The sequence below is a fragment of the Streptomyces sp. NPDC031265 genome (genome assembly GCF_055570295.1).
The window spans coordinates 45354-60402 of record NZ_JBVIHM010000032.1 but is presented as its reverse complement, the minus strand read 5'-3'; the positions used below and the strand labels follow the sequence as shown (position 1 = coordinate 60402).

Here is a 15049-nt window from a genome sequence, read left to right as displayed (position 1 = left end):
AGCCCGGCCCCCGACCGACGGGGGCCGGGCTCGGTGCTGTGTGCACCTGTTCTGCGTAGATGTCGTACGCGCCTGTTGTGCGCGCTCCCACCGACCTTTATAGTCATCATGACTATTAAAGAGCGACGGTGCGACGGGAGGGGGTGACGGCGATGAAGCGGTACGGACACGGTCTGGTGATCGGCACGTTCTGCCCGCCGCACGCCGGCCACCACCACCTCGTACGGACCGCCGAGGACCGCTGCGAGGCGCTGACCGTGCTGGTGTGCACGGCGGCCGGGGAACTCGTGGCGGCCCGGACGCGGGCGCGCTGGATGGCCGAGGTCCATCCGCGCGTCCGCGTCGTCCGCTCGGTCCGCTCCGTCCGCACCACCGGGAGGGTGGACGCGGTCTTCACGTCCGAGCGGTACGGGGACCGGCTCGCCGGGGCCTTCGGCGCCGAGCACGTGTGCGTCGACGCCGAGCGCACGCTCTTCCCGGTCTCCGCGGCCGCCGTGCGCAAGGACCCGGTGGGTAGCTGGGACTTCCTGGAGCAGCCCGTACGGGCCTGGCTGACCCGGCGGGTCGCGGTGCTCGGCGCCGACCCGGCCGCCACCACCCTGGCCCGCTCGCTGGCCGAGCGCTTCCAGCGGCGCGGTGGGGTCTGGGCGGGCACCCGGTGGGTGCCCCGGTGCGGGAGGGCGCGGGAGGAGCAGGCGGCGCGCACGGGGGCGCCGGTGCTCTTCTGCGCGGCGGGGACCGCCCGTGCCGAGCGGCACCTGTGGCTGCTCGCGGGCCCGCAGGACGGCGGGCTGCCCGGACAGGGCCGCAAGGTCGTGCTGCGGGGCGCGGGTCCGGCCGCGATGCTGGGCGCCGCCGTCGACGCGGTCGACACGTTCCTGGGCGAGAGCTGGGGCCTGGACGGGCCGCCCGCGGGGCGATGGTGAGCGCCGCGGGCCCGGCCAGGAAGCCGGAGGGCTACGACCCGTACGCCTTCGAGCCGTTCGCGGTCACCGTCGACCTCGCGGTCTGCACGGTCCGCGACGGCGGGCTGCACGTCCTGCTGATCCGGCGCGGCGAGGAGCCGTACAAGGGCGAGTGGGCGCTGCCGGGCGGGTTCGTGCTGCCCCGGGAGAGCGCCGGGCAGGCGGCGCGGCGCGAGCTGGCCGAGGAGACCGGGCTTCCGGACGACCTGGTCGCGGGCCTGCACCTGGAGCAGCTGCGCACCTACAGCGACCCCGACCGCGACCCCCGGATGCGGGTGGTGTCGGTCGCGTACACCGCGCTCGTACCGGACCTGCCGGAGCCGCACGGCGGCGGCGACGCGGCGCACGCGCAGTGGGTGCCGTTCGGCGCGTACGGAAGCCTCGCCTTCGACCACGAGCGGATCGTGGCCGACGCGCGCGACCGGATCGGCGCCAAGCTCGAATACACCTGCCTCGCCACGGCGTTCTGCCCGCCGGAGTTCACGCTCGGCGAGCTCCAGCAGGTCTACGAGACGGTCTGGGGGACCGCCCTGGACCGCCCCAACTTCCGACGCAAGGTCCTCGCCACGCCCGGCTTCGTCGAGCCGGTGGCGGGCGCCGCGCGTCTGACCGGCGGCCGGGGCAAGCCGGCCGCGCTGTACCGGGCGGGCGTGGCGACAGCGCTGCACCCCCCGCTCCTGCGGCCGGAAGGACGACCCTCATGAACAGTCGAGTGAACAGCCGGGCGAAGCAGGCGGCGACCGGCTCGCTGACCGGACTCGCGCTCGGGGACGCCCTGGGCTTCCCGACCGAGTTCATCGGCGTGCCCGCGATCCTGGCCAAGTGCGGGCCCTGGCGGGAGATGCGGCTGCCGACGCCCGCGATCGTCACCGACGACACCCAGATGACCCTGGCGGTCGGCCAGGGCATACGGGCGGCCATGGACCGCGGGCTCCTCGGCCCGCGCCGCCTGGAGCGGCCGGTCCGCGAGGGCTTCGTGCGCTGGTACCACTCCCCGGAGAACAACCGGGCACCCGGCCGCACCTGCATGGTCGCCTGCGGGCTGCTCGACAGCGAACTGCCCTGGCAGCAGGCGAGCCAGCTCGGCTCCAAGGGCTGCGGCGCGAACATGCGGGTGGCCCCGGTGGGCCTGGCGCCCGGTCTGAGCGAGGAGCAGCGGGCGGGCGCGGCCCAGCTCCAGTCGGCCCTCACCCACGGCCACCCCACGGCCCTCGCGGCCAGCGACCTGACGGCCCGGGCGGTCTTCCTGCTGGCCCAGGGCGCCGACCCGGTGGGCCTGGTCGGCCAGCTGCGCTCGTACGCGTACGAGAACCGCACCCGCTACCACGACCGCTGGCTGGGCGACCTGTGGACCTACGCCCACGACGAGACGCCCGCCGCCTTCATGGCCCGCGGCTGGGACGAGTGCCTGGACGCCCTGGACCGCGTCCTCAAGGCCCTGCACAACCCGTCCCCGGAGACGGACCCGTGCCTGGAGACGGGCGACGGCTGGGTCGCCGAGGAGGCCCTGGCCACGGCCCTGGTCTGCTTCCTGCTGTTCCCGGACGCCCCTCTGACGGCCCTGCGCCGGGCGGCCTGCACCAAGGGCGACTCCGACTCCATCGCCTGCCTGACCGGCGCCTTCGCGGGCGCCCACCTGGGGGCCGCCGCCTGGCCCAACGAGTGGGCGGAGCGCATCGAGTACCGCAGCGAACTGCTGACGCTCGGGGCGCTCTGGGATTCTTGATCCATGACGGATCTCCAGGCCATCGACCTCGCCGCCGTGGTGCGCGAGCAGCCCGACCCGCTGCTCTTCGCCACGGTCTCCGGCGCCCACCTCTACGGCTTCCCCTCCCGGGACTCCGACGTCGACCTGCGCGGCGTCCATCTGCTCCCGGCCGAGGCGCTGCTCGGGCTGCGCGAGCCGGAGGAGAGCCGGTCCCTCATGTGGGACCGGGACGGGGTCGAGATGGACCTGGTCACGCATGACCTGCGCAAGTTCGTCCGCCTGATGCTGCGCCGCAACGGCTATGTGCTGGAGCAGCTGCTCTCGCCGCTGGTGGTGCACACGACCGCCGCGCACGCGGAGCTGGTGGCACTCGCCCCGTCCGTGCTGACCTCGCACCACGCCCACCACTACCGGGGGTTCGCCAACACCCAGTGGCGGCTGTACGAGAAGACCGGCGAGCTGAAGCCGCTGCTCTACACCTTCCGGGTGCTGCTCACCGGTATCCATCTGATGCGCAGCGGCCAGGTGCAGGCGGACCTGCCCACGCTGCTCGGCGAGGTGGCCGCGCCCGCCTATCTGCCCGACCTCATAGCGGTGAAGGCCGAGGCCGAGCACGGGGCCGCGACCGGGCTCGACCCGGAGCGGGTGGCGGGCGACGTGGAGGCGCTGCACGGCGTGCTCGACGGGGCGCAGGCGGACTCGCTACTGCCCGACGCCGCCGCCGGACACGACGCGCTGCACGACCTCGTCGTACGGGTGCGGCTGGAGCGCTGACTCGCGGCGCACCCGGAACAGGAAGTCCGCCACGCGGGCCTGGTCCGGTTCCTCGGGGAGCGGGGTGCGGGCGGCGGCCTTCGCGGCCTCCTCGGCGAGGCGGGTCATCCAGGATTCGACCTCGGGCCAGGGGACCTCGCCGCGCTTGACCGCCAGGAGGCGGTCGCGGTCGGGGCCCACCTCGATCGTCAGGGTGCCGGTGCGCACGAGGTCGCGGCAGCTCGTCATGAGGCGCACCAGATGCATCGCGTGCTTCCAGCGCGGGGCGCCGTACTGGCGTACGTCCGCCTCCAGCTTCTTGCGCTGGCTCAGCGCGTAGCCGGTGAAGGTGGCGTGGGCGCGGAGGGAGAGGAACGCGTCGCGCAGGGCGAGGAGCTCCCGGCCGGTGTCGTCCACCCGCTCGACGAGCGGTGAGTGCAGGCACTCCAGGATGTTGGGGTTGGCGCGCAGGGCCAGTTCGCAGAAACGCTCCAGCTCCCAGCTGAACTGCTCATCGGCCGGGCCCTCCACATGCGTCGGCGGCTTGTCGAAGGCCCAGAAGAGCGGGGTCGGGGCCACGTAGACGCCCCGGCGGTCCGTGTCACTGGCGTCGGTGGCCAGACCGAAGGCGCGCGAGCCCATCACACAGGAGTAGACGGTGTGGTCGCGGACGAGCTGCTCGGCGGTCATCCGCCGATTGTCCCTGTTCAGGCCAGGTGGATCGAGCCGTTTTCGACCGTGATCCGCTCGGGCGCCAGCGGGCGGGGGGCCGGGCCCGCCGCGACCGAGGCGTCGGCCACGCGGTACTTGCTGCCGTGGCAGGGGCAGTTGATCGTCCCGCCCGCGACGTCCTTTACCGTGCAGCCCTGGTGGGTGCAGATCGCCGAGAACGCCTTGAAGGTGCCCTCCTCGGGCTGGGTGACCACGACCTTCCTGGCCGCGAAGACCTTGCCGCCGCCGACCGGGATGTCCGACGTCATCGCCAGTGCGTCGCCGTCGCCCTGTGAGGGCGAGGAGGACCGCGTCGGCGTGTTCGGGGCGAACACCGGGGGAGAGGTCTCGCCGGCGCTGCGCGTGCTGCTCGTACCGCTGCTCTTGTCGTCGCTGCTGCTACAGCCGGCCAGCGCGGCCGTGCCCGCGGCCAACGCGAGCACCGCGCGGCGGGAGGTTGGCGTCGTCATGGGCAGCATCTTGGTGCAACCGCGCGGCGAATCCCGGCACGCGCGCGTGCCTTACGCCCTATGGCCCAACCCGGCCCGCGCCCCCGGCCTCCCGGCGCAGCTCCGCCACCTCCACCACGGCCTCCCGCTCGATCGGCCCGTAGACGTGGGGGAACGCCTGGCCCTTCCCCTCCCAGCGGACCTCGGCGGCCAGCCCCGCCTCGTCGATGCTCAGCAGCAGGAGCGGGCCGTGCGCGTTCCCGTAGTGGGCGTTCGCGACCGCCAGGGCGGACGCGCGGTCGGCCGAGCAGTGGACGAAGCCCTCGGACGCGAGCGACGCCGGGGCGTACGGGCCGGGCCCGGCCGCCGTCCACTCCGGCCCGGGCACCACATGGAAGATCATTCCCCCGTTCTACCGCAGGTTCCGCCGTGCCCACCGCCGCCCCCGCGCAGGGGCATCCGCGCCCGTGTGCGCGCCGGACAAGCCCTAGGCTGAACGGGCAAGCCGTACGTCCGCCCCGGCGCAGCCGCCGCACTTCGCAAGGATCACCCCGTGAGGACCGCACTCGTCATCGGTACCGGCCTGATCGGTACGTCCGCCGCGCTGGCCCTCGCCGCCCGCGGCGTCGCCGTCCACCTGGTCGACCACGACCCGGGCCAGGCCCGCACCGCCGCCGCGCTCGGCGCCGGGACCGACGAGGCGCCCGAGGGCCGAGTGGACCTGGTGATCGTGGCCGTGCCGCCCGCCCATGTCGCCGCCACCCTGGCGGAGGCGATCCGCTCGGACGCGGCCCGCGCGTACATCGACGTCGCCAGCGTCAAGGGCGGCCCGCGCCGCGAGCTGGAGGCGCTGGGCTGCGACCTCACCTCGTACATCGGTACGCACCCGATGTCCGGCAAGGAGCGCTCGGGCCCGCTCGCCGCCACCGCCGACCTCTTCGAGGGCCGCCCCTGGGTGCTCACCCCGACCCGGGACACCGACACCGAGGTGCTCAACCTCGCCCTGGAGCTGGTCGCGCTCTGCCGCGCCGTGCCCGTGGTGATGGACGCGGACGCCCACGACCGCGCGGTGGCCCTCGTCTCGCACACCCCGCAGCTGGTGTCGTCCATGGTCGCCGCCCGGCTGGAGGAGGCCGACGAGACGGCGGTACGGCTGTGCGGGCAGGGCATCCGGGACGTCACCCGGATCGCCGCCTCCGACCCGCGGATGTGGGTCGAGATCCTCTCCGCCAACCCCGGCCCGGTCGCGGACGTGCTGGCCGGGATCGCCTCCGACCTGGACGAGACCGTACGGGCGCTGCGCTCCCTTGAGTCCTCGGACGAGCAGAAGCGGCGCGGCGGCGCGGCGGGCGTCGAGGACGTGCTGCGGCGCGGCAACGCGGGCCGCGAGCGCGTCCCCGGCAAGCACGGCGCCGCCCCCACGGCGTACGAGGTGGTCGCGGTGCTCATCAGCGACCAGCCCGGCGAGCTGGCCCGGATCTTCGCGGACGCGGGCCGCGCCGGGGTCAACATCGAGGACGTGCGCATCGAGCACGCGACCGGGCAGCAGGCGGGCCTGGTCCAGCTGATGGTCGAACCGGCCGCGGCCCCGGGCCTGACGGCGTCCCTGCGAGAGCGGGGCTGGGCGATCCGGCAGTGAGCCCGGCCCGGGGGCGCCGGGCGGGGATCTGGGCGCACGTATGAGCCAGTAACCTTGTGTGGGGGCGGATGCCTGCCCGCCCACCCCGTCCCCGTACCAGGAAGGTGTCCGACACCGTGGAAAGCGCCGCCCGGACCGCCCCGGCAGCTGTGATCGTCGCCATCGACGGCCCTTCCGGCACCGGCAAGTCCAGCACCTCCAAGGCGGTCGCCGCCAAGCTGGGGCTGAGCTATCTGGACACCGGCGCCCAGTACCGGGCGATCACCTGGTGGATGATCACCAACGAGATCGACACCGACGACCAGGCCGCGATCGCGACCGCGGCCGCCAAGCCGGTCATCGTCTCGGGGACCGACCCCACGGCGCCGACCATCACCGTGGACGGCCTCGACGCGGCCGGCCCGATCCGTACGCAGGAGGTCACGGCCAAGGTCAGCGCGGTCAGCGCCGTCCCGGAGGTGCGGGCGCTCATCACCCAGCTCCAGCGGGACATCGCGGCGTCCGCCCCGGCCGGGATCGTGGTCGAGGGCCGTGACATCGGCACGACCGTGCTGCCCGACGCCGACCTGAAGGTGTTTCTCACCGCCTCCCCGGAGGCGCGCGCCGCCCGCCGCAGCGGCGAGCTGAAGGGCGTGGACGTCGCCACCACCCGGGAGGCCCTGCTGAAGCGGGACGCGGCCGACTCCGGCCGCAAGACGTCCCCGCTGGCCAAGGCGGGCGACGCCGTCGAGGTGGACACCACCGAGCTCACCCTCGACCAGGTCATCGAGTGCGTGGTCACGCTCATCGAGGAGAAGCGGGCCGCCAGGTGACAGCCCCCTCGCCGCCCGGCCACCGCTCCTCATCGAGGCGCTTCGCGCCGCACCTGCCTGTCGCCGAGCGGGGCGCCGAGGTCGGGCGCCGGATCGGCGTCGGGCTGATGTACGGGCTGTGGAAGCCCCGGGTGCTCGGGGCCTGGCGGGTGCCGGCCGGCGGCCCGGTCATCCTGGCCGTCAACCACGCGCACAACATCGACGGGCCGATGCTGATGGGGACCGCACCGAGACCGGTGCACTTCCTCATCAAGAAGGAGGCCTTCATCGGACCGCTCGACCCGTTCCTGCGCGGGATCGGGCAGGTGAAGGTGGACCGGTCGACCGTCGACCGGACCGCGATCGACCAGGCCATCGGGGTGCTGGACGGCGGCGGGGTGCTCGGGATCTTCCCCGAGGGCACCCGGGGCGAGGGCGACTTCGCCTCGCTGCGCGCCGGGCTCGCCTACTTCGCCCTGCGGGCGGGGGCGCCGATCGTCCCGGTGGCGGTGCTGGGAAGCACCGAGCGCAGAGGAAGGTTGATAAAGGCGCTGCCGCCCCTGCGCAGCCGGGTGGACGTCGTCTTCGGCGACGCCTTCGAGGCCGGGGACGGCAGCGGCCGGCGGACCCGTACGGCGCTGGACGAGGCGACCGTACGCATTCAGGAGCGGCTCACCCGCCACCTGGAAAACGCCAGGCGCCTCACCGGGCGCTGAGCGAGACTTGAGACTTGAGTAGTGGACCGGACGCCCGGTCCATCGATGACGCAGAACGAGGAACGGACTTCATGAACGACCAGCACGACCACGGAGCGCTCGGCGACGCCGAGTACGCGGAGTTCATGGAGCTCGCCGCGGTAGAGGGTTTCGACATCGAGGACGTCGAGGGCGCGATCGAGGAGGCGGGCCATGGCCCGCTGCCCGTCCTCGCCGTCGTCGGCCGCCCGAATGTCGGCAAGTCGACCCTGGTGAACCGCATCATCGGCCGCCGCGAGGCGGTCGTCGAGGACAAGCCGGGCGTCACCCGCGACCGCGTCACCTATGAGGCGGAGTGGGCCGGCCGCCGTTTCAAGGTCGTCGACACCGGCGGCTGGGAGCAGGACGTGCTCGGCATCGACGCGTCCGTGGCCGCCCAGGCGGAGTACGCGATCGAGGCCGCCGACGCCTGTGTCTTCGTCGTGGACGCCAAGGTCGGCGCCACCGACACCGACGAGGCCGTCGTCAAGCTGCTGCGCCGGGCCGGCAAGCCCGTCGTGCTGTGCGCCAACAAGGTCGACGGCCAGTCGGGCGAGGCGGACGCCGCCTCGCTGTGGTCCCTCGGCCTCGGTATGCCGCACCCCGTCTCCTCGCTGCACGGCCGCGGCACCGGCGACATGCTGGACGCCGTCCTGGAGGCGCTGCCCGAGGCGCCCGCGCAGACCTTCGGCGGCGCCGCCCCCGGCGGCCCCCGCCGCATCGCGCTCATCGGCCGCCCGAACGTCGGCAAGTCCTCCCTCCTGAACAAGGTGGCGAAGGAGGACCGCGTCGTCGTCAACGAGCTGGCCGGCACCACCCGCGACCCGGTCGACGAGCTGATCCAGCTCGGCGGGGTGACCTGGAAGTTCATCGACACCGCGGGCATCCGCAAGCGGGTCCACCTTCAGCAGGGCGCCGACTACTACGCCTCGCTGCGCACGGCAGCCGCCGTCGAGAAGGCCGAGGTGGCGGTGATCCTGATCGACGCGACCGAGAACATCAGCGTCCAGGACCAGCGCATCATCACCATGGCCGTCGAGTCGGGCCGTGCCATCGTCATCGCGTACAACAAGTGGGACGACCTCGACGAGGAGCGCCGCTACTACCTGGAGCGCGAGATCGAGACCGAGATGCAGCAGGTGGCCTGGGCCCCGCGCGTCAACGTCTCCGCGCTGACCGGCCGCCACATGGAGAAGCTGGTCCCGGCCATCGAGGCCGCGCTCGCGGGGTGGGAGACGCGCGTCCCGACCGGGCGGCTCAACGCCTTCCTCGGTGAGATCGTCGCCGCCCACCCGCACCCGGTCCGCGGCGGCAAGCAGCCGCGCATCCTGTTCGGTACGCAGGCCGGAACCAAGCCGCCGCGGTTCGTGCTCTTCGCCTCCGGCTTCCTGGAGCACGGCTACCGGCGCTTCGTCGAGCGCCGGCTGCGCGAGGAGTTCGGCTTCGAGGGCACCCCGATCCACATCTCGGTGCGGGTGCGCGAGAAGCGCGGCAAGAACAAGTAACCCCCGCGGGGGCCGGGGCCCTACGGCCTCACAGGCCCCTGCGCGGGGCGGGCGGCAGTGCGGCCGGGAGCTGGTGGAGCCCGGTGTGCTGCCGCCCTGTCATGGGCCCGGTGGTGCTGGTCACCCCGCCGTTCGCCGTCCCGCTGAGCTGCCAGGACGAGCCGCTGTGCGCGGGGTACGGGATGAAGTTCGGGACGGTCTGGGGGTGCGGCACCTGCGGGTGCGCCGGCTGGGGATGGTGCTGGTGGGTGCCGCGGAAGCCGGGGGACCCGGAGTGCGCCAGGGCCGCGAAGCCCCGGAAGCCGAGGTCGTCCTCGCCGCTCCGGTCACCCGGCAGGGCCCGGAAGGACCGGCGGTACTCCGAGTACAGTGCGTCGTAGATCGGCGTGGCCGAGTGGCCGCCCGAGAGGTCCTGCGCGGGTCGCATGGAGGGGATCTGCGACTGGTACGACTGGCGGGAGGGCTCGTATGCGTGCACGTATGTGCCAACGACCCCGACGGCTCTCGGATGCGGGCTGACGGCAGATAACACGTATCAACGGATGCACGGGGTGATCGGGGCGTACGCGGGGGGCTCACGCGGGGCCGGACGCGACGGCGTGTCCTCCGGGCTGTGACGGCGGGCCGCCGGGCGCGGCGGCGGGCGTCTCAACGGCGCTGGGGCCCGGGCCGGTACGCGGTCCGGGCCTCGGGGTCTGCGGGCGGCGGGGGTTGCCGGCCGTCAGGTCACGTGCCCGCCAGGGGCATCGCCGCCGACACCAGGGTGCCGTCCGAGGCAGCCTTCTCCAGGGCGTCGCGCAGCAGGTCCTCGCGGGGCTGCTGGCCGATGGAGCCGACCGGGGCCGCGAAGACCAGGACGCGCTGGGTGCGGTTGGCGGCCGCGCGCCAGCCCTCGGTCACCTGGAGCGGCTGGTGGGCCTGCCACCAGGAGACCGGGCTGCCGCCACCGCCTGTGCCGGGCTGCAGGATCGCGTGCAGCTGGCCCATGGCGAGCAGCACCGACCAGCCGGAGAGCACCGAGGGCATCCGGCCGACGTCGGTGACCGGGACGAAGCCCTGCTCGATCAGAAGCGGCAGGAACACGTCCGTGGTGCCGCCCGAGCCGGGGCGGACGATCGGGGCGGTCGGCTCCACGACGAGCGCCGGGTGCAGGGCGCCCTCGATCAGGATGAGGCCGCTGGTGATCCCCAGCACGGCCTGCGCGGGTGCCGCGCCCCCGAACTCGTCGCCGGTGATGGACCGGACGGCCCCCTGCAGCTGCTCCTCGGAGACCTGGACGACCTGGGAGGGGATGCAGGAGGCGTGGGCGAAGGCGAGGACGGCGGTCTCCTCGCCGACGAAGAGCACGGTGCTGGTGGCTTCGTGCTCGGAGTCGCCGGGGGTACGGCAGGAGGTGCAGTCGTAGCTGCCCGGGGCGTTCTCGCCGGCGAGCAGCCGGTCGGCCTCTTCGTCGCCGATCTCGGCGCGGACGTCCTCGCTGACGTCGAGCATGCGCGGCACGGGTGGCTCCTACTGGATGCGTGCGCCGGGTGGTTCCCGGCTCCTGGAAGGACAACGGCGGATCTGTGGCAGGGGTCACGCCCCAGGGCGAACGGAATCGAACCGCCGGGTGCGGAGGGTGAGTGCGCCCCCGGAATCCCTCACTCCATGTCAACGCATGTCGGCTGCACGGAAGTTGGCCCGGTGAGGTGGGTCACAGGGCGGGTTGATGGCAGGTCGACAAATCCTGAAATCCATCAATCAAGTGGGTGTCCGGAAATCACCGTTACCTGAGGTAATAGCCAACTGGCCTGGAATGACGAGGCATTGGTTGATACCAACGTGATCCGGTCCCTACATTCCAACGCCGTGTGCACCTAGCACCGCCCGGGCAGCCCGCCCCGTACGGCCGCACGACAGCTACGACTCGTACGACCGCACCACAGGCAAGCGCACGACCCCGGCGGGCGGGGCGGCACGGAACGGACGCCGGACGCGTCACGGGCCGTACCGCCCGGGAGTCCCGGGTCCTTCGGAAGAGGGACTTCATGTCTGTTGGTACCAGTCGTTCCAGCTCCAAGCGCTCCATGGCGGCGGCGATCGGCGCCGCCATGGTGGCGGCGCCGCTGGCGCTGCTAGCTGTCTCCGCCGGCCCGGCCGGCGCGGCGGACGGTGCGGTGTGGGACCGCATCGCGCAGTGCGAGAGCGGAGGAAACTGGCAGATCAACACCGGCAACGGCTACTACGGCGGACTCCAGTTCTCCGCCGGATCCTGGCGGGCGCACGGCGGCGGGGCGTACGCGTCCACCGCCGACCGGGCGAGCCGGGCCCAGCAGATAGCCGTCGCCACCCGGCTCCAGCGGGCGCAGGGCTGGGGCGCGTGGCCCGTCTGCGCCGCCAAGGCGGGGGCGTACGGAGAGGCGCCCTCGGCGCCCAAGCCGTCGGCGCACAAGGCCAAGCCCAAGACCGAGCACAAGTCGCAGCCCAAGCGCGAAGCCGGCGAGGCCGGTACGCACAAGGCCGGAACAGGCCAGGCGGAGACCCGTCGGGTCAAGGCGAAGGCCGCACCGGCGAAGGCGCCCGAGCGGCCGCCCGTCCAGACCGACCGGGACTCGCGCGGCGGCGACTACACCGTGCGCGAGGGGGACACGCTGTCCGCCATCGCCGAGGCGCACGGCACCACCTGGGAGACGCTGTACGCCGCCAACAAGGCCGTCGTCGGCGGCGATCCGGACCTGATCCTGCCCGGCGAGCGGCTCGCCCTCTAGGCCGCCACCACCGCCCCGCCCGGTCGCCCGACCGGGCGGGGCGCGGGCGCGCTCCGCGCGGCGACCTCGCCGCCTACGCCCAGCGGATCAGGGTCGCAGGCCTTCCAGCTCCGCGCTCTCGCCGCTGAAACCACGTTGCCGCACCGCAGCCGGTACACGATCGCCGTGCGGCCGGGCGGCAGCCGCTGCTCCGCGACCACCACGGCCCGCTCCCGCGCGAGCTCGGCCAGCAGGCCGTAGGCGCGCTCGGCCACTTCGGGGGACATGCCCTGGGCCGGCCCGCGGCGCCGACCTCGTCTTCGACTCACGCGCGCGTGCGTGGAGGGATTCCTGAACCGGCCCGAGCCGTACACCGCGCACGGGCTGCTGCTCCCGGTCCCGTACGAACACCTCGCTCAGCCGCCCAAGGAGCGCCGCACCTGTCTGTCGGTGGCCCGCTGGCAGGGCGCCGAGGGGCGGTCCCCCAGGGCGACATGGGTGCCGACTGCTTCACCGTGCCCCAGCTCGCCTACCGGCCCTGAGGGTCCTTCTCCTTCTCCTTCTCCGGCGCCAGGTCGTCGCGGAACGGCGCGTACTCGGGGTGGTGCAGGTCGAAGGCGGGCGACTCGGTGCGGATACGGGGGATCGTGGTGAAGTTGTGGCGCGGCGGCGGGCAGGAGGTCGCCCACTCCAGCGAGCGCCCGAACCCCCAGGGGTCGTCGACCTCCACCCTCGTTCCGTACTTCGCCGTCTTCCAGACGTTGTAGAGGAACGGCAACGTCGACATGCCGAGCAGGAAGGCGCCGATGGAGGAGACGGTGTTGAGGGCCGTGAAGCCGTCGGCGGCCAGATAGTCCGCGTACCGGCGGGGCATGCCCTCGGCGCCCAGCCAGTGCTGGACCAGGAACGTGGTGTGGAAGCCGACGAAGAGCGTCCAGAAGTGGATCTTCCCGAGCCGTTCGTCGAGCATCTTTCCGGTGAACTTGGGCCACCAGAAGTAGAAGCCGCCGAAGGTGGCGAAGACGACCGTGCCGAAGACGACGTAGTGGAAGTGGGCCACCACGAAGTACGAGTCGGTGACGTGGAAGTCGAGCGGCGGCGAGGCGAGGATGACACCGGTGAGGCCGCCGAACAGGAAGCTGATCAGGAAGCCCACGGCCCAGAGCATCGGCGTCTCGAAGCTGAGCGAGCCGCGCAGCATCGTGCCCGTCCAGTTGAAGAACTTCACCCCGGTCGGCACCGCGATCAGGAACGACATGAAGGAGAAGAACGGCAGCAGCACCGCGCCGGTGGCGAACATGTGGTGCGCCCACACCACGATCGACAGTCCGGTGATGCACATGGTGGCGCCGACGAGCGTGAGGTAGCCGAAGATCGGCTTGCGCGCGAAGACCGGGATGATCTCCGTGATGATGCCGAAGAACGGCAGCGCGATGATGTAGACCTCGGGATGGCCGAAGAACCAGAAGAGGTGCTGCCACAGCAGCGCGCCTCCCCACTGCGGCTCGAAGACCACCGATCCGAACCTGCGGTCCGCCTCCAGGACGAGCAGCGCCGCCGCGAGCACCGGGAAGGCGAGCAGCACCAGGATCGAGGTGAACAGCACGTTCCAGGTGAAGATCGGCATCCGGAACATCGTCATGCCGGGCGCGCGCATCCCGATGATGGTGGTCAGGAAGTTCACCGCGCCCAGGATCGTCCCGAACCCGGAGAGCGCGAGCCCCATGATCCACAGGTCGGCGCCGACGCCGGGGGAGCGGGTCATGGAGTTGAGCGGCGCGTAGGCGAACCAGCCGAAGGCCGCGGGGCCCCCGGGCACGAGCAGCGAGCCCAGGACGATGAGCCCGCCGAAGAGGAACAGCCAGTACGCCAGCATGTTGAGCCGGGGGAACGCCACGTCGGGGGCGCCGATCTGGAGCGGCATGATCTCGTTGGCGAAGCCCGCGAAGGTGGGGGTGGCGAAGAGCAGCAGCATGATCGTGCCGTGCATGGTGAACATCTGGTTGAACGTGTTGTTCGACATGATCTGCAGGCCCGGGCGGGCCAGCTCGGCCCGCATGAACATGGCCATCAGCCCGGCGATCAGGAAGAAGGCGAACGACGTGATCAGGTAGAGGTGCCCGATCTTCTTGTGGTCCGTGGTGGTCAGCCAGTCCACGATCACCCGGCCCGACTGCCGGGCCTCCTGTGGTCTCGCGTCCGCGGTCGCCGTCTCCGTACCCATCGCCGCCCCCACTCAGGTGTCAGGCATCAGGCCGGTAGCCATGATGCTCGCGCTGGTACCCGGTCCGACAGGGTGCGTACATGACCGGGATAGGCGCATACGAGCCAACGCGCCGGACGCAGCCGACGGCGAAGGGGATCCGCCGTCGGTGCGGATCGTGTAAGGATGCCGTGAATTCCCCATGGCTCGTCAATTTCCCACGCGGGGAGCCGGGAGAGAAATTCAGGCGGGTGTTTCGGGGATGCTCTCCGGGGAATTCTGAAATGGGTCCGAACGTCCTGCCGGGGGCTGTGTGATTTCCGGGCGGGCTGACCGGGACTCCCCGTACGAGTGACCAAGTTCGAGGTAAACCCGGCCCATGATCCTGTGACACAAGTGTGACCGGCGGGGGACGTGACGCGGACAGCGGCAGGGCAGGGGCCCCGGCTTCCGTCACCGCCCCGGGGCGCCTACGGTGGCTGGCATGGCACCCATACCGACCCCCTCCGCACAGCCCGACGACGCCCCCGACGCCTATGTGGGCCTGGCCGGCGAGGCCGCCGAGCGGCTGGCACGCGCGCGCGGCTGGACCACCGTCAGGTCGCTCGCTCCTGGCTCGATCATCACCATGGAGTACCTGGAAGGGCGGCTGAACTTCGAGGTGGCCGACGGCACGGTGATCCGCTGCTGGCGCGGCTGAACCGCGCTCCCGCAGGGACGGCGCGTACGGACGGCGAAGGCCCCGGGGGGGGCGAAGGGGGGAGGGGAGGGGGCTGGGGTTGGGGGGGGGGGGTGGGGGGCAGGTTCCCCCGCCTCCACGGGGGTGAGCGCATCAGAAGAAGGGGGGGGCGGGGGGGGTGGGGCG

Annotated in this window: 17 protein-coding genes and 1 pseudogene; 11 read left to right on the top strand and 7 right to left on the bottom strand. The window is 72.6% G+C overall.

Annotation, left to right across the window (positions count from 1 at the left end):
• Nucleotides 1–152 precede the first annotated feature (152 nt).
• Genes ACZ499_RS33910 through ACZ499_RS33895 form a run of 4 tightly spaced genes read left to right on the top strand, consistent with a single transcriptional unit; the run spans nt 153 to nt 3447 of the window.
• A complete protein-coding gene (locus ACZ499_RS33910) occupies nt 153–926 on the top strand; it encodes an adenylyltransferase/cytidyltransferase family protein (RefSeq protein WP_468680214.1) in 774 nt (257 codons plus the stop codon).
• Nucleotides 920–1669 carry an NUDIX hydrolase gene (locus tag ACZ499_RS33905; protein WP_468680212.1) on the top strand — a complete coding sequence of 250 codons (750 nt, stop codon included), beginning with the start codon at nt 920–922 and terminating at the stop codon, nt 1667–1669. The genes ACZ499_RS33910 and ACZ499_RS33905 overlap by 7 nt, the downstream gene beginning before the upstream one ends.
• Nucleotides 1666–2691: an ADP-ribosylglycohydrolase family protein gene (locus ACZ499_RS33900; protein ID WP_468412044.1), complete on the top strand. Its 1026-nt coding sequence runs from the start codon at nt 1666–1668 to the stop codon at nt 2689–2691. The genes ACZ499_RS33905 and ACZ499_RS33900 overlap by 4 nt, the downstream gene beginning before the upstream one ends.
• 3 nt (nt 2692–2694) lie before the next feature.
• A complete protein-coding gene (locus tag ACZ499_RS33895) occupies nt 2695–3447 on the top strand; it encodes a nucleotidyltransferase domain-containing protein (protein ID WP_468680209.1) in 753 nt (250 codons plus the stop codon).
• Here ACZ499_RS33895 and ACZ499_RS33890 read toward each other — a convergent pair.
• Genes ACZ499_RS33890 through ACZ499_RS33880 form a run of 3 tightly spaced genes read right to left on the bottom strand, consistent with a single transcriptional unit; the run spans nt 3376 to nt 4989 of the window.
• Nucleotides 3376–4116, bottom strand: coding sequence for a nucleotidyltransferase domain-containing protein (locus ACZ499_RS33890; RefSeq protein ID WP_468680207.1), 741 nt, complete (start codon nt 4114–4116; stop codon nt 3376–3378). The genes ACZ499_RS33895 and ACZ499_RS33890 overlap by 72 nt on opposite strands.
• A 17-nt stretch (nt 4117–4133) precedes the next feature.
• Nucleotides 4134–4607 carry a Rieske (2Fe-2S) protein gene (locus ACZ499_RS33885; protein ID WP_468680205.1) on the bottom strand — a complete coding sequence of 158 codons (474 nt, stop codon included), beginning with the start codon at nt 4605–4607 and terminating at the stop codon, nt 4134–4136.
• A gap of 58 nt (nt 4608–4665) precedes the next feature.
• Nucleotides 4666–4989 carry a DUF952 domain-containing protein gene (locus tag ACZ499_RS33880; RefSeq protein WP_468680203.1) on the bottom strand — a complete coding sequence of 108 codons (324 nt, stop codon included), beginning with the start codon at nt 4987–4989 and terminating at the stop codon, nt 4666–4668.
• Between the two features lie 150 nt (nt 4990–5139).
• Here ACZ499_RS33880 and ACZ499_RS33875 point away from each other — a divergent pair, with 150 nt between their 5' ends.
• The 4 genes from ACZ499_RS33875 (at nt 5140) to der (ending at nt 9255) form a co-directional block, all read left to right on the top strand.
• Nucleotides 5140–6225: a prephenate dehydrogenase gene (locus tag ACZ499_RS33875; RefSeq protein ID WP_371651760.1), complete on the top strand. Its 1086-nt coding sequence runs from the start codon at nt 5140–5142 to the stop codon at nt 6223–6225.
• A gap of 68 nt (nt 6226–6293) precedes the next feature.
• Nucleotides 6294–7037 (top strand): (d)CMP kinase, encoded by a 744-nt coding sequence (gene cmk, locus ACZ499_RS33870; protein ID WP_385548703.1) that lies wholly within the window; start codon nt 6294–6296, stop codon nt 7035–7037.
• A complete protein-coding gene (locus tag ACZ499_RS33865) occupies nt 6995–7732 on the top strand; it encodes a lysophospholipid acyltransferase family protein (protein WP_468680201.1) in 738 nt (245 codons plus the stop codon). The genes cmk and ACZ499_RS33865 overlap by 43 nt, the downstream gene beginning before the upstream one ends.
• A gap of 71 nt (nt 7733–7803) precedes the next feature.
• On the top strand, nt 7804–9255 hold the full coding sequence (gene der, locus ACZ499_RS33860; protein WP_385548709.1) for a ribosome biogenesis GTPase Der: 1452 nt from the start codon (nt 7804–7806) through the stop codon (nt 9253–9255).
• A 28-nt stretch (nt 9256–9283) separates the two neighbouring features.
• Here der and ACZ499_RS33855 read toward each other — a convergent pair whose 3' ends face one another.
• On the bottom strand, nt 9284–9733 hold the full coding sequence (locus ACZ499_RS33855; RefSeq protein ID WP_468680199.1) for a hypothetical protein: 450 nt from the start codon (nt 9731–9733) through the stop codon (nt 9284–9286).
• Nucleotides 9734–9981: 248 nt separating this feature from the next.
• Nucleotides 9982–10755, bottom strand: coding sequence for a hypothetical protein (locus ACZ499_RS33850; protein WP_468680197.1), 774 nt, complete (start codon nt 10753–10755; stop codon nt 9982–9984).
• 527 nt (nt 10756–11282) lie between these two features.
• Here ACZ499_RS33850 and ACZ499_RS33845 point away from each other — a divergent pair.
• Entirely contained in the window at nt 11283–12002 is a 720-nt protein-coding gene (locus ACZ499_RS33845; RefSeq protein ID WP_468680195.1) for a transglycosylase family protein, read from the top strand.
• Here the strand turns inward: ACZ499_RS33845 and ACZ499_RS33840 are convergent.
• Complete coding sequence (locus ACZ499_RS33840; protein WP_468680193.1) at nt 11999–12268, bottom strand: hypothetical protein; 270 nt, start codon at nt 12266–12268, stop codon at nt 11999–12001. The two genes, ACZ499_RS33845 and ACZ499_RS33840, sit on opposite strands and share 4 nt — an antisense overlap.
• 37 nt (nt 12269–12305) lie before the next feature.
• Here ACZ499_RS33840 and ACZ499_RS33835 point away from each other — a divergent pair.
• Nucleotides 12306–12523 (top strand): annotated as a pseudogene (locus ACZ499_RS33835) (ABC transporter substrate-binding protein); the annotation flags it as partial.
• Here ACZ499_RS33835 and ctaD read toward each other — a convergent pair.
• Nucleotides 12511–14205 carry an aa3-type cytochrome oxidase subunit I gene (gene ctaD / locus ACZ499_RS33830; protein ID WP_468680190.1) on the bottom strand — a complete coding sequence of 565 codons (1695 nt, stop codon included), beginning with the start codon at nt 14203–14205 and terminating at the stop codon, nt 12511–12513. The pseudogene ACZ499_RS33835 and the gene ctaD overlap by 13 nt on opposite strands.
• 463 nt (nt 14206–14668) lie before the next feature.
• On the opposite strand from ctaD, the gene ACZ499_RS33825 reads away from it, so the two are divergent.
• Nucleotides 14669–14884 carry an I78 family peptidase inhibitor gene (locus ACZ499_RS33825; protein ID WP_101387617.1) on the top strand — a complete coding sequence of 72 codons (216 nt, stop codon included), beginning with the start codon at nt 14669–14671 and terminating at the stop codon, nt 14882–14884.
• Nucleotides 14885–15049: the final 165 nt, after the last annotated feature.